This window comes from Streptomyces sp. NC-S4 (genome assembly GCF_054353315.1).
Genome location: NZ_CM135937.1, coordinates 8,623,492 through 8,643,913 on the forward strand (window position 1 = coordinate 8,623,492; position 20,422 = coordinate 8,643,913).

The following is a 20,422-nucleotide window of genomic DNA, read 5'->3' on the forward strand; positions in this document are numbered from 1 at the left end:
CAGGAGGCGGGTGCCGTACGGGCTCGCGGGCAAGGCGATGATGTGCCCGCAGCCGTGTTGCTCGGAGGCACAACTCGCCTCCCCGACAATTTCGTTGTAGGGGGGGACCCCGGGTTCGTGAGGATCGCGGCGATCGCGTCCGGGGAAAGCCCGGTTCGCGGTAGAAGAGGATCTGTCGGCCCCGTCCCGCCCGTCCCGCCCCGGCGCGGGGGGCGTTGTCGTACGGGCGATCTAGCATGAACCAACCCTGATCAGCCCGGGCCGCGACGCCGCCGACGCTGCCCCGGCCCCGCGCGAGGAGCCGCACCATGCCGTCCAGCACCACCGACCGGCCGCCGTACGTCGTCCCCTGCGCGGGGTCGGCCGCCTCCGGGGCGCCGTATGCCCTCGTCGGCGCCGACGGGCAGCTGGTGCGTGCGCCGGACCTGAGCGCGGTCGGGGTGTTCCACCCGGACGGCCGGGGCGGGTTCGTCGCCCCCGCCGCCGACCCGGAGGGCAGGTGCGGCTACCTCGACCACCGCGGCGCGTGGCTGTCCGAACCGGCCCTGCCCTACACCGAGGCGTTCGAGGACAACGGGCTCTCCCGGTTCCGGGCGGAGGACGGCCGTTGGGGCTACGCCGGAACGGACGGCACCCCCGTCATACCGGCGACCCTGACGGAGGCCCACGTCTTCCGACAGGGCCTGGCCGCCGCCCGCACCGAGGAGGGGACGGGCTACATCGACCCCACCGGCCGCTTCGTGATACGCCCGCAGTACGCCGCGGCGGGGCAGTTCGCCCCGAACGGGCTCGCCGCCGTGAAGTCGGCCGACAGCGGGCACTGCGGATACATCGACCGCGCGGGCCGTACGGTCGTCGAGCCGCGGTTCGACGGGGCGAGGCCCTTCGGCCCCGGTGGGGCGGCGCCCGTGCGGGTGGGCGACCTGTGGGGCCTGATCGACGAGAAGGGGGAGTGGGTCGTCGAACCGTCCTTCCCGATGCTCAACGCCTTCCACGCGAACGGCCTCGCCTACGTCCTGGGCGGTACCGTCGGCGCCCACTTCCGGGGCTTCCTCAACGCTCGCGGCGAAGTGGTGATCAAGGCGAGCGGCCGGATGTCCGACAGCTTCCGGTGCGGGCTGGTCCGTTTCGACAACGGCTACGCGCACGGCTACCTCGACGCCGCCGGTGAGGAGGTCATCGAGCAGCAGTACGAGTGGGCGGAGGACTTCGACGCCGCCGGGGCCGCGGTGGCCCACTACCTCGGACCCGTGGAGGGGGGCGACCCCGAAGCAGCCGGTGCCGCCGCCGATCGCCCCTCAGGGCGGGCGTGGGGAGTCCTGCGCTCGGACGGACGGTTCATCCCTGTCCACCATCTCGAGCCCCTGACCGATGCCGGGGGCTGGGTTCTCGGGTTCGGCTTCGGTACCGGACTCGCCGCGTTCGTCACCCGCGACGGCGCGGTGGTCCACGTGGACCGCGACGGCATGGACGTCTGCCGGGTCGAGGGGGCCACGGACGGGGCCTCCCTGCGCCTGGTGAACCGGGGCGGGGCGACCCTCTGGGAGACCGTCGGGGCCGAGGGCACCTTCGAGTCCGTGGAGCCCACCCACTGCCAGGAGGCCCACTCGTACCTGGTCTACCCCGGAGCACCGGAACGGGACGTCGCCGACCTCGCGGAGGAGCTGCTCGCCGCCGAGCCCCGCCCCTTCGAGCCCTGCTCGCTGATCTTCGACGACCGGGAGGACCCGTACGAGCCCGCCGAACCCGAGGACGACCCGGACGCGGACGGCACCTCGTTCGGCGCGATGAGCGTGATCGCGGAGATCTTTCTCGACGCCGAGCACCAGCACGACTTCTCGTTCCTCGAGGACTGGACGAACGAACGGTTCGGCGAGATCCGGGCCGACACGATCGGCCGGCTCACCGCCCGCTTCGGCGACCCGCTCCCGGGAACCGAGCTGTTCCTGCGCTGCGGCGACGGCGAGTCGTCCACGGTGTGGCAGGTCGGCGCGCGGCAGCTCGTCCTGCAGTCCTATTGCCTGGTCGGAGACGGGGACCTGGAGATCCAGCTCTGGCTCGCCGCCATCGCTCCGTCCGACGAGGACGCGCAGCCGTAGCCACCGGCCGCACCGGCGCGGTGTGCTGCGTGCGAGACGGCTGCCCCCCCCCGGCAGACGGTGGCCGGGGAGATCCCGAAGCGCGGAGCGAGCTGCCGCGAGGCGAGGTTGTTCCGGTCGGGCAGCGGCAGACACCAGGAGAATTGCCCACGGCCGATCCTGCCGCGGCACCTTTCAGGCGGACGGCTCCAGGGCTGCGAGGGCCCGCTCGTGGGCGAGGGCCAGGGCGTCGGGGGCCGGGCACGGGAGGTCCGGGACGACCCCGGTGCCCTCCCAGTTGGTCCCCGAGACCGGATTGACCGACCGGCCCACCGGGATCGACGCCTCCAGGTGCGGATGCAGGGTCCAGCCCTCCCGCGGATGCGCCCCGCCACCCGTGGTCTCGCCCACCACGACCGCCCTGCCGAGCTGCTGCAGGTCGTAGGCGAGCTCCTCGGCCGCGGAGAAGGTGCGGGGGCTGGTCAGCACGTACACCGGCTTCTCACCGCCGAAGCGCGGGCCGGGGACGTACGCCGGTGACCAGGACTGCTCGCGGCGGTCGCCCTTGCGCCAGTGCATGGTGTTCAGCAGCGTGCGCTCGTCCAGCAGGTGGCCGCACACGAAGGCGACCGTGTCGGGGGAGCCGCCGCGGTTGCGGCGCAGGTCCAGGATCAGCGCCCGGGCCCGGGAGGCCACCGCCAGCGCGGCCCCGAGCGGCTCGGCGGCCCACTCCAGCGGGAAGAGGTTCGGCGTCAGCTCCAGGACGGCCACCCCGCCGTCCAGCAGCTCCAGGCGCGGTATGCCGCCCAGCGACGCCTCGAAGTCGCGCCGCATCGCCGCGAGCGTCGCGGCGTTCTGCTCTTCGGGTACCTGCTCGGCGTGGTGAATCAGCCGCAGGTGCCGGTCGCCGTTGCGGGACTGCAGGTCGGCGGTGACCACCCGGCCGAGGTCCTCGGCGGTGGCGACGTCGTAGGCGCCGTCGGCCAGACGCCTGCGGACCAGGTCGGCGAGCTCCTGGCCGAGCTCGGGGAAGACGTAGTGCGCGGCGAGCAGCCGGGCCAGTTCCTCGACGACGGGGGCGGGCTGAAGGGATGTCAGAGTCGGCATGGCGAGGAGTAGATCACCGGCCTTGCGAAAGAGTCAAGAGCATTAGACACTTACGTCATGACGCACAGCGACACGGACACCGGCGGGGACGAGGCGGCCTGGGAGCCTCCGGAGGAAGTCCAGCACATCGGCGCGCCCGAGCAGTACGCGGCCCTGGCCCACCCGCTGCGCCAGAGGCTGCTGTTCGCCCTGAACCAGCGGCCGGCCACGGTCAGCCAGCTCGCGCTGCTCCTCGACGCGAAGAAGGGCAACCTCGCCCACCACCTCAAGGTGCTGAGCGACGCTGGGCTGATCGCGGTCGTCAGCACCCGTACGGTCCGTGGCGGCACCGAACGGTACTACGGGCGCACCGCCCGCAGTCTGGTCGTCGCCGAGCCGCAGGCGGTCGGCACCGCCGCCCTGTTCAGCGCCTTCGCCCAGGAGATCGACCGTTCCCCGGTCGACCACCTGCTGCGCCTGCGCCACCTCCGACTGACCCCGGCCGCGGCCCGCGAACTCGGCGAAACCCTCGCCCGCCTGGTCGACGAGGCCGAACAGGCCCCGGAGGGCGAACCGGTGCACGGCGTCCTCGTCTCGCTGTACACCGCCCACGACCCGGACCGGGACGCGCGCGCATAGGCCTTTGCGGGCCGAGCCGTTGCGGTCCCGGCTGTGGCCGGCGTGGACCGGCTGCGGATCGCGTACGGAAACCGCAGCCGGGCCGGCAGCGGCACTGTCGCGGGGCGTGAGTGCCGGGGCCCGGACCGTACGGGGCGTTGCCGCCCCTGAAGGCGCAGACGGGCATGGCCGATCCCGTTGCGGGCGCGGTAGGAGCGGGCCCTGGGGGCGAGGAGGGAGACCGTCGCCCGGATGCGGGGCTGAGATCAGGGAGTTGGCGATCTCCGTCGTCGACCACCCCCACTGGGCGACCGTGGCGCGGGAAGAGGCCGTCTCCGCGCACATGCAGCTGATGAAGCAGGGCCACGCGGAGGATCCAGCCGAGTCCGAGGCGGCGCAGGACGCGTGGCGCCGGCGGCTCGGTCACGCGCTGGGCCAGGTGCCGAGAGCGCGGGCCAGCCGGTCGCTCTGGTCAACCGCCGTCTGATGCTGTGCGTCTTCATGTCCTGCTGGCCATGGCGAACTTCCTCCGCCAGGCCGAGACGGCGATCGTCCTCGGACGTCACGAGTGGACCGGCAGCACCGCCCGGGCCTCCATCGCCGTCACCTCCCCGGCCACCCCGCGGTGGGCGGCGGCCAAGCTCGTCCTGGCCAGGCCGAAGCGCCCACCCAGCCCGGGGACGCATCCCATCGCGCACTCGACGCTCTTGACCGCGTGCCGACCGCGTGCCGGCAGCGCGCCGGTGCGGACCCGCCGCGGGGCGCTGGCGCCGGACCGGTGGCCGGATCTGCCGGCTGCCGCCGAGGCGCAGTTGCCGGACGGTCTGGTCCTCGACACGAACCCGTCGTCCGGGACACCGGAGCCGGCCGGCTGTCCTTCGAGGCGTTGCGGCGCCGGGTCGCTTCCCGCGCCTGCGGCGTCCCGGCCCTGGCTGCCCGGTGGCCGGCCTGCTTCGTCGCCGTCGCCCTCCTGCGGCACGACGGCCAGGAGTTCCTTGCGCGCCGCTGCGCCGTTGCGCCGTTGCGCCGTTGCGCCGTTGCGCCGTTGCGCCGTTGCGCCGCTGCGCCGTTGCGCCGCTGCGTCGGGCGGCCGGTCGGCTGAAGGCCGGCGGGGCCGGGCGGCCGGGTCCTGTCGTCAGCGGGCTCCGGCATCCTCAGGATCCGGGGTGGGCGGGGGGTTGTGGCAGGTCACGTCCTTCGCGGGCAGCCGTCCCGTCGACAGGTACGCGTTGACGGGTGTGTTGGCGCAGGCCGTGGGGTTGGAGAGATACACGCCATGCCCTTCACCCCCCAGTGCCAGCACCATCCGCGACCCTTTGAGCGCCTGGTGCAGCCCCCGGCCGGTGCCGAGCGGGGTCATCGGATCCCACTCGTTCTGCACGGTCAGGACATGGGCCCGGGTCTTCATGGGCGTGGCGGGCTCCAGTGGCCGCTGCCAGAAGGCGCACGGTTTGATGTTCGACGCGAAGTCCCCGTACAGCGGGTGTTCCACCTTGTCCCGCGCCGCGTCCCGCGCGTACTGCTCCGGATCGCGGGGCCAGCTGTCCGTGTCCCCGCACACCACGGCCCAGTACACGGCGGTGGCGTTGCTGGCGGGAGCGGCGTCCGGACCTTCCGACGCCCCTCCCGCGTCGACGCCCGGGCCGGCTGCCCGGACACCGTCGAGCGGTGACCGGGCGCCGGACCCCTTCCTGTGGGAGCCCTTCCCACTCGCGCCCGGACCGGTGCCAGTCGCCGGCTGGGGCGCCTTGTCGGCCGATGCCTTGATGGACTTGATGACGACCGAGGCACCGTGGGGATCGAAGAAGAGCGACGGGTCGGCCCTGATGTCGTCACCCGTCATCCTCTCCCCGTAGTGGATGATCGGATCCCGGTCGGCCCGCGCCACCAGCGCCCAGAAGGTGGCCGAGACCGCCTCGGGCGTGGCTCCGAGCCCGTAGGTGTCCGAGCGCTCTGCCGCCCACCGCGTCCACCGCTCGAAGGCGGGCTCGGCTTCGGTCCCCCACGCCTGGATCATGCCGCGCCAGACGCGCCCCGGGTCCACACCGCTGTCCAGAACGAACCGGTCGGTTCGCTCCGGGAACATCTGGGAGTACACCGCGCCGAGGTACGTCCCGTACGAGTAGCCCAGGTACGAGACCGTGCGTTCCCCCAGTGCGGCGCGGATGACGTCCATGTCGCGCGCCGTGTTGCGGGTGGTGATGTACGGAATCACATCGCCCGACTTCTCACGGCACTTGTCGGCGATTCCGCGCGCCCAGGACACGTCCGCGGCGAAGGTCTCGGGCCGGTACGCACCACCGACGCCCACCTCCGCTTCGCTCAGATCACCACAGCTGATCGGGCTGCTCTCGCCGACGCCGCGCGGGTCGAAGCCGACGAGGTCGTAGCGGTCGCGGACCTCCTTGGGCATCTCGGCATTCGCCCGTATCGGCCGATAGAGACCCGCGGTCCCGGGGCCGCCGGGGTTGAGGAGGAGGACGCCCCGCCGCTTGGCGGGGTTCTCACTCTTCATCCGGGATATGGCGAGGTTCAGGGTGCGCCCTTCGGGACGCCGGTAGTCGAGCGGCACCTTGAGGGTGGCGCACTCGTACGCCGCCGGCCGATCGGGGCTGCATCGGTGCCAGGCCGGCGTCTGTCGCATGTACGCGGGGGACGGAGCGGCGGAGGCGGATGGCGCCGCCAGCCCGGTAAGGGCGGCGGCTAACAGTCCGGAGGTGGCGAGCAGCGGTGCGAGACGTTTCATGCGAGGGATCCCGTTCTTTCGTCGGGTCAAATCGCTTGCGTCTCCACTGTGTTGGGCGAGCGGATCAAGCCGGATCATTCCCAGGAGTGATCTTCCGTCCCCCGCGCGTAGCATCTGAAATCCAGACACCTGACCGAGACTCATCCCCGAGATCCGCTGATCGTGACACCATGGCTGCCGTCGGTGATCGAATGTGCGCAACGCGACCGTACCGCTCCGTGCGGACGCCGCCCGGTCGGTCGCCGAGCACCTCACCGCGGTCGCGCCAGTACGTCCGTGGACGGGCGCGAAGTTCTCGGTGGCTTTGTTCACGGGTTCAGCAGGTCCTGGCGCACATTCCGTGAGGACGATCAACGGTGCTGGAGGTCGTCACCGTCGGCGGGCCTGCTGTTCGATCAGCCCAGCCCTCGATGTTCGAGCACGACTCGTAGGAGTAGCGCGTGTCGCGGTCCCACTCCTTTCCGGTGGTGCGTCTGTAGGCCCGGTCCGGTGTGCAGAGCAGTGGCTCGGCCCAGATGAGGTCGGTGACGTAAGGAGTGAAGGCCGCAGGGTATTCGAGGACGCTGTCGAAGACGGTGCGGCCGGCGGCGACGACCGCGGCACGGGTGTAGAGAAAGGTCGAAGTGCAGGACGAGGGCATGGCGCTGCCGCCGACGGCCGGACGACGCCACGGACCTCGTGAAGGCGGCCGAGCATGCCAACGCCGAGCTGCTGTACGAGATGACGCCCGTGAATCCGAAGCGCTGATCGTCGAGCAGGGACTGCGCATCGAGGCGCAGAAACAGAAGTCGGCGATGCCCCGGACAGAGGCCGATGTCCTGCGCGGACAGGTCCGACGGCCCGGCGCCCGGAGCAGAAGATCGAGGAGCCGTACGCCCGGGACCCTGTCCCCACCACCCGCGTCCTCACGCTGCGCCTGACCTGCGCCCCGGTGCCGCCGGAAACGCGATCGGGGCGGGCCCTCGGGCATCCGCATCAGTGGTGCCGGGGGCTTCAGCTGTGGCAGCGGAAGTCATCGAGACGTTACGTCCGACCCGGTCCGCGACCGAGGTCAGGCCGCGGTTCGGGAACGGGCGCGCGCTCACGGCCGTCTCCACCCACGGGTGGTGCGACGAGAGCCGGCCGCCGTCACCGAACGACAGGAGTCCTCCGTGCCCGCGCTGCGCCGCCCGTCCCGCGTGACGGCGATCTACCTCGTCCTGGCCGCCGTACTACTGGCCGCCGGCGTCTTTGCCGTCCGTCAGGGCCCGGCGGCGGGCCTCCTCCCCGAAGCGACATGGGGCGGCTGGCGGTCCCAAGAGGTGCTGCAGTGGTCCGCGCACATCCGAGTCAACAAGTGGGCGCACGCCGCCGAGGCGGAGATCCACATGGGCAAGGCCGAGTCGATCACGCTCAAGGCGTACGGCGAGGACGCCCACGGCACCACGGGCATGTTCCCCACGGCCTTCACCCTCACCCCTGACGGGAACCTCACCGGGCGCGAAGTCACTGTCACTGACTGATATTTGACGGAGTGACCGCCTGCCGCGGGGTTCACTCGAGGACCCGGCGCGATGGCGGTCCGACCTGCCAGGTGCACGCAAGGCCCGAAGGGGCCTGCGACGCGTGCCGCCACCGTGCCACACAAGCCCGGCAGACCGCCCCGCCCCGCCCTGCCCTGCTGCTGCGCGTTCTCGCAGTTCTGGGGAGGGGGAGGCGCCTGCGGGACTGCCAGTGCGTGCAGGAACGGTTCGCCGTCCACCGGGGCGGGGGAGAGCTTCAGTGGCCGCCCGCAGGAATCCGGACGCCGATGCGCTCGTACTGCTGCTCCTTGCTCTCGTCGTCGTCCTGTTCCTGGGTGTCGTTGGGTACGTGATTGCCACGCACCCGAATCCGATCACTCCTGCGCCGCCGCTGACGACACCCGGCACAAGACTCGAGGGGCGCTGCCCGCAGCGCCCCCGCCCAGGACGCGCATGGCGCGAAGTCCGCAGCTCACCAGCAGGGACGGCGCGGATCACTTAACGAGCTGGCTGAAGAGTCAGGTTGGTCGGGAATCCTGCCGTCCCCACTCGCGGCCAACCCGTGGGGCCTTGGCCAATGGGACGTCGACCACTCCGCCCGGACTCGCCATGCTGTGACCGATGGTCCGCGACTGACGGATACCGGGCTGCTGACGCTCGCGGTCGTGCAGGCCGTGTCCGGGCGCCGATGTCAGTGAGCGCGGGCGGTTCCTTCTCGATGACCCGTGGCCGGCCCTGGCCGCCGACGCGGAAGGGGAGGACCGGTGGTCCGGCTGGTCCACCTAGGCGGACGCCGACGCGTCGGCCGGGCTGCTGCCGTCCGGCCCGTTGCCCGGGGCCGGCGGTCCGGCGGCGGCGCCGGGGGTTTCCCGGCCAGCCCGTTCCAGCCGGGGAGGAGGCCGGGACGGGGCGACGAGGTGCCGTTTGGAGCCGCGCGGGCAGCCCGTCGTGCGTGTGGGCCTACCGGACGACGCCGGGGATAGGGCGGGCAAGCCGCGGGCCCGTTCCGGAAGTACGCCACTCGCGGGGCGTTCGTCTCCAGTGTCCATGCGTCTGTCCGGGCCGCCCTCCTCCAGATGCCAGCCCTCCGCACTGTCTCTCGCGGCAGGGGGCCGGAGCCATGAGGCGGTCTCCGGATGTCCATGGGGCGACCCGCCCCACTGTGGATGCATGGCGGACCAGACTGAGATCGTGATCCATCCAGTGTCGCCGCAGGGCGGGCGCAAGGTCACCGAGCACGCCCTGCGGCGTGGAAGGCGGACCTCGGCAGGGCGTTCACGCCCGCGGACGTGTCGGAGTTCCCGAGGCGGGCCAGCCCGGAGCCCCTGTACAGCCCGTAGTCCTGAGGGCGGGCCACCACCCTCGCCCGTCCGCAGCTCTCGTCCTCGGCCGCCGCGATCGGCTGGTGTGCCCGGCCTCAACGGCGACGGAGCCTGGACGGCATCATGTCCTCCATGACGAACAGAGCAGCCCTGCACCCTGCCCGGATACCGAGGTACGACGTTGGCCCGCCAGCCCCTTCGCTCTGTCAGCCGACCGCCTGTCCGGGCGGCGGCCACCGCACCGGCGCCGCGACGGGCGCACGCCATGACGGTGAGTCCGGTCTGCACTCCGCCGCCGGGGACGGCGCCCGATTTCGACCGGCAGCTCCGCCGACAAGGATGCTGAGTCGGCATGCATGAGATCCGATGTGAGATCGACACCGAGTTCCGCGGTACCGAGGCGCTGGCCGATCTCGGCTGGCGTTGGCTCACCGAAGGCGCGGAGCGCCTGGAGGGAGAGTCCTTCCCCGCAGTCCTCGATTCCACCGGACAGGTGGAGGAGTCAATCAAGAAGTCGGTGCCGTGCGGCCCGCCCGGGTCGCTCTGGGGCTTCCTCAGCGCCCACATTGTCGGTCGAGGGCGGGTCAGCCGCCGTTCCCGGGTGCTGACCCGCAAGAACCTGCCGATGCTGCGCAAGTGGCTTTCCCTGGACGTGCAGTTGGCCGAGACCGCGGTCTACCGGCTGGACGACCGGGGCATGCCGGGTGAGGAGCTCCTGCGGATGGGTGTCGCGCGCGACGAGAGCTCCAGGGCGTGGGTCAGGCTCAGCGCGGAGACTTCCGAACGACGCTTCGGGCCGGCCGCTCAGGCGAGCATGACGCAGCTGCTGCGGGACTTCTCGCAGGAGGTGGACCCGTCCTACGCCCAGGTCGGCTACGGCCTGACGCTGGGGCGCACCGAGCACGAGGAGCGGGTCGGTCCGCCGCTGCCCTCCATGACGCTGCCGGACTCGCGACGGCTGCTGCGCGGGTACGAGTGGCTGATGGTGATTCCGCGCGAGATCGCCGCGAAGCTCGGTGGCGGCGACGGCATCGCCGCGGCCGGCGACTTCCACCGCGTCGAGACCCTGCGGGACGGCGCGGTGCTGCTCCAGGTCACTCCGGAGTTCCACGGCTTCACCGGCGAAGCGATCGAGCGGACGTGGCAGCTGGTGCGCCCTGCGCTGAGGCCCGGGATGCCCAGGCGCTACGACTCCGACCCGGGGCGCCCGCCGAGCCGGATCCGGTACGCAGACATCGTCTGACCCCAGAGCCGACGTGGCCGGGACATACGGACCACACGTCCGGCAGCCCTGGGCATCCGTTCGGCGGAAGCCACCACCGGGCAACCGGGGGTTGAGGCACTTGAACCGGCGGACGGCCAGCCGGACCGCCACCCGCGCGGATCTCAGGGCGGCATCCTCCGGACACCGCTCATACCGGCCGTGCACTCGCCACGGCAAGAACGCACCCCTCGCAGAGCAGCGAAACGGCAGGCATGGCTGTCCGGGTGGGACGCAGCCGCGTTCGAGCGCGTCAACGCCCGACACAACCCGGAAGGGGGAACAGCGACTGCGGGCAGGACCTTGGCTGCCGTCACACGTCGCTGGTCACCGCCTCGGTCGGCAGCATCCAGCCCCGCTCTGGCAACCGTCGGGGTGGGACGAGTTCTGGCCTGTGGGGCTATGTCAGGTGCTTCTTCGGTCGGGGTCGGGGTCGGGGTCGGGGTCGGGGTCGGGGTCGGGTGTCGAGCGGGAGTGGGCGGCCGCGCTGGAGGAGCTGCGCAGGACGTTCTCTTTGACCACCCTCTACGAGGTCGTCCACGTCTGGTGGGGCTTCGGCCAGTAGGACCCCGACGACCCCGAAGTGCGTGCCCCGGTCACGGCGAGATGGGCCCGGTGCGCACAGTGCGGAGCACTCGGTGAACTGGCCTTCGACGACCGCCCGGACCAGGCGGTGCAGCGCGCTGGGGACCACGTCCGCGCGATTTCCCCCGGGTGCTCCGGCGGGTCTGGCGGAAAGCGGGACAGGCAAGCTGTGGGGGAGCCGTCCGTGACGTCAAACCGCCGGTGGAGCCGAGGTCGGCGCCGGCCGCGGAAGCTGTACTGGCACCGACGGCTCCGCGGGCGCGGGCGGTGGAACAGGAGCGGACGACCCCTGGTTCACACCCGAGGACGACTCCGGCGTTTCCTGCATGCCCGGCAGTTTGCGACCAGGAGGGCGAGACCCATGGGGACGAGCACGAAGAAGAAGAGCAGAACCGCCGCTATGTCGACAGCCGAGAACACCAGACCCCCCTTGAACGCGTTCAATGTGAACGCGTTCAAGATAGTCGCTTCGGTGCCTTCTCGGAAGGGGGCCTCACCGGCCCTGGGGAACGTCGGTGCAGCGATTGGCGCTGAGATTGATCATGGTCAGGGGTTGAGCCTGCCGCCCCGGTTCTCCTGCTCTCGGCAGGCTCTGCGCTGGGCCGTTACTACGAGGGGGCCCTGGCTGCCGTCGAGCGGCTGGCGGCGGGCGAGGATCCGGCGTGCGCGGCGTGCGTGGCGCTGACCGGCAGGGTGCAGCGCCCTGACCGCGCTGCAGCAGCCCGATACGGGCCCGTTCCAGCCGGGCTCGGTGCCGGTGGGCGGGCCCGTGCCGTCGCTGCTGCGCGACCGGGCGGCCGCAGAATGTCAGACGATGTTCTTGTAGAGGTCTCAGCCGGTGCCGAACTTCACCCGGGCGGCGAAGGTCGCAGTGCCGGTCTTGCCCGTCGACGAGTACCGGTACACGACGCCGTTCGGGAGTCGGCAGAGCAGGTCACCCTTGCTGTCGCCGTCGATGTCACCCGGGACGAACAGCTTGTCGTACTGGTCGAAGCCGCTGCCGACCTGCTCCCGGGCGGCGAACGGCGCGGTGGCCGTGCCCGTCCCCTTGAAGAGGAACAGGCGGCCGGAGGTGTCCCGGGCGAGCAGGTCGGGCCGCCCGTCGCCGGAGTAGTCGCCCGCGCCGACGAGCGCGTCGTAGCCGTTCCAGCCGGTGCCGACCTTGATGCGCGCGCCGAACTTGGTGACCAGCGCACCGTCGCCGGGGTGGAGCCACAGGGTGCCGCCTGAGTCGCGGCTGAGGAGGTCGCCCCTGCCGTCGCCGGTAAGGTCACCGGGGTCGACCGTCACGATGTAGTTCCACGCCGTGCTGACCCGCTCGCCCTGGATGTACAGGTCGCTTCCGATGTTCTGCACGTAGGTCGCGTGGTTGCGGCTGTTGAGCCCGGTGGCGTACGCGGTGCGGGAACCGGGCGTCTCCTTGCCGGCCCAGGCCGGCGGCGTCCGGTAGTCGCCGTTGGCCAGGGCGCTGTACTTGGCGAGGTCGTTGTCCGCTTCGGTGCCGAGGTTCTGTGCCTTGCCGTAGAGCGGCGTGGTGCCCGCGCCGACGATGAACTTGTTCAGTTCATAGCCACTGCCGAAGTAGGCGGGTGCGGCGAACTTGCCGCCGCCGACCGACTTGAACCAGTACTCCACGCCGTCGCGGTCTCGGGCGAGGAGGTCGCTCAGGCCGTCGCCGTCGCCATCATCCGAGCCGGTGGTCACGTTGTAGGCGTTCCAGCCGTCGCTGACCTTGACACGTGCCTTGAGCGGGGCGGTGGCGCTGCCGGCCCCCTTGTGGAACCTCAACTCACCGCTCAGCGTCCGGGTGAGGACATCGCCCAGGCCGTCGCCGTCGACGTCGCCGGCCCCGACCAACTGGTCGTAGATCCCCCAGCCCGAGCCGACCCTCCCGGCCGTTGAAGGGTTTGCTGCCGGTGCCGGTGCCGGTGTACAGCCACAGGTCGCCGGCGTAGTCACGGGCCAGCAGGTGGGGGTGCCGGTCCCCGGTCAGATCCCCGGTGGCCATGATGCCGTTGTAGATCTGCCAGCCGCGGCCCGACCGCAGCGGCGCCGACGTGCTCGTCATGCCGTGAGAGCGAGAGCAGCTCGGCCTTGGTGGTGCCGCCCACCGGCAGCAGCAGGTCCTTGAACGAGGCGCTGGGGTCGGGGTCGGTCTTGGCGATCGTGTATTCGGTCCAGGTCTTGATCGACGACAGGTAGACGGCCGTGGTCTGGTCGTACTCCATGTCGCCGTCGCCGTCGCCGTCGCCGTCGCCGTCGTGGCGCGGCCGGGCAGGACGACGCTCGGGTGCTCGCGATCCCCGCCCGGACACGTGTCGCTGTGCGCTCGGAGACACACATCCACGCGTGAACGGTTCCCGCTTCCACCTGTGCCGCGCCTTGGACCACGCCGGTGGAAGGACTGGATCAATCCTTTTCCACAGGCGGAGTTGACGGGCCGAGGGCTTCGACCGGCGCGCCGGGCACTACCGTAGCGGGGCGCGGGCAGCTCGGGTGGTGTTTCGGTACTGGGTCGACAGGCGGCACGGACGGCGCAGTCGTGACGGGCAGGCTCGTCCGGTCAGCCGTGCCCGACGTGCGGGTCAGGGTCGGGTGGGTGCGGCGGCCAGGGTGGCGGGCGGCTATGCGCAGTGCGACCATGACGGGCTCCCCGCCGTGGCCCTGCAGCCGTCCGCCACCCCCTCCGAGCGCTACGCAGGCCCCAGCCGGCGCGTTCTGCCGCCGCTTCCGGTGAGTGGTCCAGTGTGCAGACCGGCGGCTGTTGCCGGTCTTCGAATCGAGGACCAGTTCCTCGTCCATGTCTGCCAACCCCCGCTCCAACTGCGGATCAGGGATGTCGATGGTCGGACGGGGCGCGGGAACCCCAGGCAGAGGGCACCGCAGCGCCCGGGGCGAGATTGGGGGGCTTTGCCACCGCGGCCGCTTCGGCGCGGGCCGCGGGGAGTCAATGCCAGCAGGACGGCCGGACGCGGAGCAGCTCGGTCCGCAGCACGGGGGTGCCGTCGACCGGTGCCGGGTCCTCCGCGGTCGGCTCGATTCCTCCGGCGGCCGTTTTGTCGAGTGTTGCCAGGCCGTCAGGGCCGACCGTGCCGAACACCGTGTAGTTCGGGCGTAGTGCGGAGTCGCCGTAGACGACGAAGAACTGGGAGCCGTTCGTGTTCGGGCCGGCGTTGGCCATCGCCAGCAGGCCGCGCCCGTACAGGCGGCGCGCGCCGGTCGGATCGGTCGGTGCCGGCGGCAGGTCCACCGGCAGCTCGTCCTTGTACTTGTATCCGGGCCCGCCCTCACCGGTACCGGTCGGATCGCCGCACTGCAGGACCTTCAGCGTCGGATACGCCGTCAGACGGTGGCACACCGTACGGTCGTAGAAGCCATGCCGTGCCAGGTGCAGGAAACTCTGGACCGTGCACGGCGCCTTGGCACGGTCCAAACGCAGCGGGAGCGGGCCCTGGCTGGTCGGAACAGCCATGTCAACCGTGCCACGACTGGGCGTGCGCCGCGGGTCGGGCGGCAATGGAACATCCCGCGCGGGCGGCTCGTCCGGGGTCTGTGTGTACTGGCAAGGGCCGTGCGTGGTGCGCGGCGGAGCGCCGTCGGAAGCGGCGGCGACACTCCCCCCGGACACGACTAACGCCACGGCCGCTAATGCACTGATGAGTGCTCGGTTCATCTTGCACGCCCTCCCGATGATCGCCAGGTCTTGGAGCGGTCGCAGTCTAGGGCGTGGTGTGGTCGGCGGGAATGGCCAACGACAGGAGGCCGGCGCGGCCGACCCCGAAGCCCCGTGACGATCCGCACCGCGAGTTCGTCCCAAGGCTCCAGGACCTGGTAGGCGGTCATCGCCGTGGCTCGGCCGTCGATCGTGGCGTCGAGGTCGGTGTGGGAGGGCGGGCGGGCGGCCGGTGGTCATGAGGTCGCGCAGGAGGCGGGCGGAGCGGTCCTCGACGTTCTCGACGTTCTCGTCAAGGTTGAGCTCCGCGTACACCACGTAGATCTTCGCCCCTGGGGTCAGCGTGTGCCCTTTGGGGACCGCCGCTGCGCATCCAGCTCTGCGGAGACGCAGCGGAGACAGACCATTGTCCGCCAGAGGTGAACACCCGTCCGAACGAACTTGACGGTCACTACAGTCCAGTCGCATGAGGACGGTCACAACGCGTGCAGTGGAGTATCCAGCCGACGACCTGACGATGATCGGGCACCTTGCGCTCCCGAGCGGTGCCGATCGCAGGCCTGCAGTCCTGATCGGACCCGAGGGGATGGGGCTCAGCGACGTCGAGCGCCGCCGGGCCGAGGCCCTGGCGGAGCTGGGGTACGTGGCACTGGCCTTTGACCTGCACGGCGGGCGCTATTTGAGCGACCCCGAGGAGATGCTGGCCCGTTGCATGCCGCTGCTCGCCGATCCCGACCGGATGCGGTGCATCGGCCACGCGGCGCTCGACGTGTTGGGCTCCGAACCGCGGGCCGACCTCGCCCGCGTTGCGGCCATCGGTTACGGCACCGGGGGCGCCGTCGCGTTGGAACTCGGGCGCGACGGCGTCGACCTGCGCGCGATCGGGACGGTCAATGCACTGACCACGGGCCGACCGGACGAGGCGGCACGCATTCGCTGCCCGGTGTGGGTCGGAGTCGGTTCGGAAGACCCGATCATGCCGCCCGCGCAACGGGAGGCGTTCACCGCCGAAATGCAGGCCGCAGGCGTCGACTGGCGCCTCACGGTCTACGGCGGAGCCTTGCACGCCTTCCACCACCCACCGGTCGACCACGCCGCGCCCCCTGGCGTCGGCTACCACCCGCGGCACGCACAGCGAGCGTGGCGCGACATCCTCGACCTGCTCGCCGAGTGCCTACCCATAACGCAGTGATGCGGTCGGCCACTGACGCTCACGCATGCCCGCCAGCCCCGTCCCCGTCCCCGTTTTCGTCTGCTCCGGCAACGGCCGGCCGCCGGTGAAGGTTGAGAGCCTGTGGGCGGTGGACCTCGGCGACGGCACGGTGCGATTGGACGCCACACCCTGGTTCGTGAGCGGAGTCGCCGGACACCCTTGGCGGCGTAGACGGAGGCCATGAGCGCGAAGCCGACGGGGGCGATCCAGAACCAGGATCTGGCCACCGTGAGGCTCAGCAGCGGCCCGCCGATGAGCAGCAGGGTGCCGACGGTCTCCAGCAGTTCGAGACGTGCCCGGGAGCGCAGCGCGAGGTCGGTCCGCGCAGTCGGTGGACGATGGGCACGAGGCCAACGGCTTGCAGGACCGCCAGACCGAGAAAGATCCACACGTACCAGTCGGGTATGTCCACGACGCGCACTGCACCGTCCGAGCCGCGACAAAGATCCGAATGGAGGGCACAAGGCGCGCCCCGCGCACCGAGGGCGGTCGCGCGGAGGTCAGTTGTGGCGTTCCGTCCGCTCGTCGGGCGGCAGCAGGTCTTTGGCTCTGCGCTCCATCAGGACCGGCAGATAGGTGCGCACTCGCGCGCGTACCGGAGTTCTTCGTAGGCCGTCTGTACCGAGCTCTGGACCAGCGCCGCGTCCAGCCGAGAGTGTGCCTTCATCAGCCGCTCGGTGACGTGGCGGAAGGCAACTGCATCCTCCGATTCCGCCATCCCGCGCCTCACCTTCCTCAAAGGGACCGCTCGTCCTCGGTTTCACGGAGCGGCGTGCGGCAGGTAAGTCGGTCTTCTGCCGCTGTGCGCCGCCCAGGCGGCTGGACGGCCGCAGGCAGTCATCACCGCGACCGGCAGCGGCGGGCGCAAGACGTTGCCACGCACTCACGGGGCCCCGGAGGTGTGGGCCGGGGCTGGTGATCACCGAAGGCAGGGGTGGGGCGATGGACGGGTTCACCACCCGGCTGTTGCGGCACAGGACGGACCAGGACGTCCTCGGCGAGCTCGCCAGGAGGGCCGCAGCCGATCCGGACCGGCCCGAAGAACCGGACCGGCTGGAGACGCTCACCGAGCAACTGGAGAACGTGAATGCCACTCCAGCGGCGCTGCAGGACCTTCGCGGATGCCTGCGTCCGTTACGCCTCCCGCGGAGCACTCTCGGCGCGCCCTGCACATCATGTGGCGGGGCCACTGCCGTCGGGTCCGTGCCCAAGGGCCGGCGGTCTGAGCGCCAGTGCTGGGGGCTCGCCGGAGCCTATGGCGATCTGTTCCCCAGGGTCCCTCCGGGGCGGGTGAAGCGTCCCGCACCCCGGCCGGGCGCCCCCAGAGGACGGCTTCCGGCGCGCCTGGCGGCAATGGCGTCAGGATCAACCCCTTACGCCCGGGTCAGGGTGACGGGGTCGGCGTGCCACTTGCGCCCCCCCACGTTCGGGAGAGGTGAACGCGACGGGGCGTCGGCTGCAGTCGCACGGCAGGTCGGAGGGGTCTTCCCATCGGGGTCGATGTCCCGCAGGATCCCTGTTCTGCCGTGTGCGTCCTGGACGCGCTGCACGATGTCCGGCCGGTCGATCAACCACCTCCCCTCCGGCACCCCGGAGGGGTCCCCGGTGGGCCGGCACACGACAAGCCGTGCCGCGGCGCCCGCGCACTGCGGGCAATCCCGGGCCAGTTCGGCATCGTGCCGGGGGAGTGTCACGCGTACCGCGGTGCCCCGGCCTCCGCCGGGCGTGCCGGGCGTGCCGGGCGGCCGCCCGAGGGCTGCGTGGCGACGGCCTGTCCGCCGAAGCGGTGGCGACCGGGCCCGGGACGGTTCGGGACGGTCTGCTCCGGGGCTCCGGTCACGCTCCTGACCGTGCAGGACGGACAACGACACGGGTCGCCGGTTGCCCGTCGCTCGGAGTCGCAGTGCGTCAGTAGCCGGTGCCGCGCTTGACCTGGGTCCGCTCGGTGCTGTGGGCCGCTCCCTTGTCGTCCAGGGTGCGGCATGCGTCGGCGATGTCCTGGGTCAGACGGTCGATCTGTTCGCGGCTCAGGGTTTCCTTGACGAGGGCGCGCAGGATCTTCACCCGTTCCGCGTTGGGCGGGAGGGTGTATGCGGGCACCATCCAGCCCCGTTCGGCCGAGAGCTGCCAGGCGATGTCGGACTCGTCGTAGGCGTGCTGGCCGGCGAGACGGAAGGCGACCAGCGGCAGCTGCTCGAGGTCGCTCCCGATCACTTCGAAGCGGCCGCTGTCGCGCAGGTTGTCCGCCAGTGCGCGGGCGTTCTCCTGCATCGTCTTCATGACGTAGGTGTAGCCCTGGCGGCCGAGGCGTACGAAGTTGTAGTACTGCGCGAGCACCATCGACGCACCGGTGGAGAAGTTCAGCGTGAACGTCGCGTCGGTCTTGCCGAGGTAGTTCTCGTAGAAGACGAGGTCCTTGGCGAGGTCGGCCTCTTCGCGGAAGACCAGCCATCCGATGCCGGGGTAGACCAGTCCGTACTTGTGTCCGGACACGTTGATCGAGCGGACCTGCTCGAGCCGGAAGTCCCATTTCGAGTCCGGGTAGAGGAAGGGCCAGACGAACGCGCCGCTGGCGCCGTCGACATGGATCGGAATGTCGAGGTCCCGCTCTTTGCGAACGTCCCGCAGGAGCTTGTCGATCCCGACGACGTCGTCCTTGTGGCCGGTGAACGTGGTGCCGAGGACGGCGACGACGCCGATCGTGTTCTCGTCGAGGCGGGGCTCCACGTCCTCCGGGCCGATCGTGTACTTGTCCTCGGCGAGCGGCACGATCCGCGGCTCGACGTCGAAGTAGCGGCAGAACTTCTCCCACACGACGTGGACGTCACCCCCGAAGACCAGGTTGGGCCGGTCGGTGGAAAGACCGGCTGCCTGGCGGCGCTCGCGCCACTTCCACTTCAACGACAGCGCGCCGAGCATGATCGCCTCGGATGAGCCCTGGGTCCGGCATCCGGTCGTCCTGCCGGGCGCGTTGAAGAGGTCCGCGAGCATGCGCACGCAGCGCTGCTCGATCTCGGCGGAGATGGGATACTCCGCATGGTCGATGAAATTGCGGTGGAGGTTTTCGGCGATCAGCCGTTGGGCCTCCGGCTCCATCCACGTGGTGACGAACGTGGCGAGGTTGCGCTGCGGGTCACCCTCCATGGCGAGATCCACATCCACGAGCCGCATCGCGTCCGTCGCGGACATGCCTTCCTCGGGGAAGGTCTCCGAGGGAGCGGGCACCGTCAGGAAGCGGTTACCGAAAAGAGCCGAATCGTCGCGCTTGGTCATGCCTCGATTCAACAGCGCCGGAGCCTGCCGCGGCCGAGGGACACACCGCGCGACCGACGCGGCCGGAGACACCCGGCACGAACGGGCCAGGCGCGCACCGGGTAAGGCCGTCGGTCGTCGGAAGGCGGCGCCGTCGTGGCGGGCAGCCACGGGCGGCCGGTGCCTCAGGCAACCCTGAGCGACGGTTCTCTGTCGGTGACGGCCGGGAACCCGGGACACATGGACAGCGATGAGGAGCTGCTGCGGTCCGGTCCCCGGAGCGGGCCACCACGGCCCGGATCCGGGCTCGTGGCTCCTTCCGGGGTGGAATCACCTGACGCTGTCGTGGATCCTCGAGGAGGTCCGGGAGTCCGGCGGTGCCCTCGGAACAGCTCAGGGCGCCACGGAGACGGCTGGAGGCAAGCGGATCGGCGTCCGTGATCGAGCGAAGAGGGTCATGGCGGGTCGCCGACCTGCTCCCGCTGCTGTTTGGCCTGCTCGACCGCGTTCACGATAAGACGGACCGCGACACTGAGGAGCAGGAGGTTCACGGTCATCTGCCCCGTCGTGAGCAGCCGGGCCGGCTCGCTGCGCGCCACGATGTCTCCGAAGCCGACCGTGCTGAACACGGTGACGGAGAAGTACAGAGCGTCGGTCCGTGACAGTGCCTCGCTGTAGCTGCCCGGTGCGTTCAGGTCCACCAGCCGGTAGACCGCTGCGAACAGCAGCACGACCAGAGGGATGCTCAGTGCCAGTGCCTCCATGGCACGTAGGCCGGGCCAGGGGGACAGGGTGATCCTGCGGATCTGCCACGCCAGAAGCAGCGTCAGCCCCGCGAGGCACCCGACAAGCACGAGAATGGGGCCTGTTGTCAAGGTCGAATCGAACGGCAGCAGGTAGTAGCAGGCGATCAGGATGCCCGCCGTTGTCAGTACACGTGCGATGGAAAGTACTGCTTGCCGACGGTCACTGCCCGTCTTGTTCACACTTCAGCTCCATGATCTATCCCTGCTCCCGGCCCACTGGCCCTGCGCCTTCCTCGGTCTCACTCTCTGGGTGGTCTGCGTGCCCCGTACCAGGCGCGCC

General features: G+C 70.9%; 15 protein-coding genes and 1 pseudogene. 6 read left to right on the forward strand and 10 right to left on the reverse strand.

What is annotated here, in order from left to right; genetic code table 11:
* Positions 1-308 precede the first annotated feature (308 nt).
* A complete protein-coding gene (locus ACXNSR_RS38640) occupies positions 309-2,099 on the forward strand; it encodes a WG repeat-containing protein (RefSeq protein WP_458640010.1) in 1,791 nt (596 codons plus the stop codon).
* A 50-nt stretch (positions 2,100-2,149) separates the two neighbouring features.
* On the opposite strand, the pseudogene ACXNSR_RS38645 reads toward ACXNSR_RS38640, so the two are convergent.
* Together ACXNSR_RS38645 and ACXNSR_RS38650 are read right to left on the reverse strand one after the other, a co-directional pair.
* A pseudogene (locus ACXNSR_RS38645) lies at positions 2,150-2,236 on the reverse strand (helix-turn-helix domain-containing protein); the annotation flags it as partial.
* 37 nt (positions 2,237-2,273) lie between these two features.
* Positions 2,274-3,185 (reverse strand): S41 family peptidase, encoded by a 912-nt coding sequence (locus ACXNSR_RS38650; protein WP_458640011.1) that lies wholly within the window; start codon positions 3,183-3,185, stop codon positions 2,274-2,276.
* A 57-nt stretch (positions 3,186-3,242) separates the two neighbouring features.
* Here ACXNSR_RS38650 and ACXNSR_RS38655 point away from each other — a divergent pair, with 57 nt between their 5' ends.
* A complete protein-coding gene (locus ACXNSR_RS38655; RefSeq protein WP_458640012.1) occupies positions 3,243-3,803 on the forward strand; it encodes an ArsR/SmtB family transcription factor in 561 nt (186 codons plus the stop codon).
* Between the two features lie 253 nt (positions 3,804-4,056).
* Positions 4,057-4,269 (forward strand): hypothetical protein, encoded by a 213-nt coding sequence (locus ACXNSR_RS38660; protein WP_458640013.1) that lies wholly within the window; start codon positions 4,057-4,059, stop codon positions 4,267-4,269.
* A 75-nt stretch (positions 4,270-4,344) separates the two neighbouring features.
* On the opposite strand, the gene ACXNSR_RS38665 is transcribed toward ACXNSR_RS38660, so the two are convergent.
* A complete protein-coding gene (locus ACXNSR_RS38665; protein WP_458640014.1) occupies positions 4,345-4,761 on the reverse strand; it encodes a hypothetical protein in 417 nt (138 codons plus the stop codon).
* Positions 4,762-4,917: 156 nt separating this feature from the next.
* Positions 4,918-6,426: an alpha/beta hydrolase gene (locus tag ACXNSR_RS38670; protein WP_458640015.1), complete on the reverse strand. Its 1,509-nt coding sequence runs from the start codon at positions 6,424-6,426 to the stop codon at positions 4,918-4,920.
* 1,208 nt (positions 6,427-7,634) lie between these two features.
* On the opposite strand from ACXNSR_RS38670, the gene ACXNSR_RS38675 reads away from it, so the two are divergent.
* On the forward strand, positions 7,635-8,030 hold the full coding sequence (locus ACXNSR_RS38675; protein WP_458640016.1) for a hypothetical protein: 396 nt from the start codon (positions 7,635-7,637) through the stop codon (positions 8,028-8,030).
* A 1,674-nt stretch (positions 8,031-9,704) separates the two neighbouring features.
* Positions 9,705-10,595: a hypothetical protein gene (locus ACXNSR_RS38680; RefSeq protein ID WP_458640017.1), complete on the forward strand. Its 891-nt coding sequence runs from the start codon at positions 9,705-9,707 to the stop codon at positions 10,593-10,595.
* Between the two features lie 1,434 nt (positions 10,596-12,029).
* Here ACXNSR_RS38680 and ACXNSR_RS38685 read toward each other — a convergent pair.
* From ACXNSR_RS38685 to ACXNSR_RS38695, 3 genes are all read right to left on the reverse strand, one after another.
* Positions 12,030-13,055, reverse strand: a complete 1,026-nt coding sequence (locus ACXNSR_RS38685) for an FG-GAP repeat domain-containing protein (RefSeq protein ID WP_458640018.1) — start codon at positions 13,053-13,055, stop codon at positions 12,030-12,032.
* A gap of 98 nt (positions 13,056-13,153) precedes the next feature.
* Positions 13,154-13,426, reverse strand: a complete 273-nt coding sequence (locus tag ACXNSR_RS38690) for a hypothetical protein (protein ID WP_458640019.1) — start codon at positions 13,424-13,426, stop codon at positions 13,154-13,156.
* Between the two features lie 719 nt (positions 13,427-14,145).
* Entirely contained in the window at positions 14,146-14,670 is a 525-nt protein-coding gene (locus tag ACXNSR_RS38695; RefSeq protein WP_458640020.1) for a peptidylprolyl isomerase, read from the reverse strand.
* A 667-nt stretch (positions 14,671-15,337) separates the two neighbouring features.
* Between ACXNSR_RS38695 and ACXNSR_RS38700 the strand changes: the two genes are divergently transcribed.
* On the forward strand, positions 15,338-16,063 hold the full coding sequence (locus tag ACXNSR_RS38700; RefSeq protein WP_458640021.1) for a dienelactone hydrolase family protein: 726 nt from the start codon (positions 15,338-15,340) through the stop codon (positions 16,061-16,063).
* Positions 16,064-16,643: 580 nt separating this feature from the next.
* On the opposite strand, the gene ACXNSR_RS38705 is transcribed toward ACXNSR_RS38700, so the two are convergent.
* The 3 genes from ACXNSR_RS38705 to ACXNSR_RS38715 all read right to left on the reverse strand — a co-directional run bounded on the left by ACXNSR_RS38705 (position 16,644) and on the right by ACXNSR_RS38715 (position 20,322).
* Complete coding sequence (locus ACXNSR_RS38705; protein WP_458640022.1) at positions 16,644-16,802, reverse strand: hypothetical protein; 159 nt, start codon at positions 16,800-16,802, stop codon at positions 16,644-16,646.
* A gap of 1,190 nt (positions 16,803-17,992) precedes the next feature.
* Positions 17,993-19,357: a glutamate decarboxylase gene (locus tag ACXNSR_RS38710; RefSeq protein ID WP_458640023.1), complete on the reverse strand. Its 1,365-nt coding sequence runs from the start codon at positions 19,355-19,357 to the stop codon at positions 17,993-17,995.
* Between the two features lie 434 nt (positions 19,358-19,791).
* On the reverse strand, positions 19,792-20,322 hold the full coding sequence (locus tag ACXNSR_RS38715; protein WP_458640024.1) for a potassium channel family protein: 531 nt from the start codon (positions 20,320-20,322) through the stop codon (positions 19,792-19,794).
* Positions 20,323-20,422 lie beyond the last annotated feature (100 nt).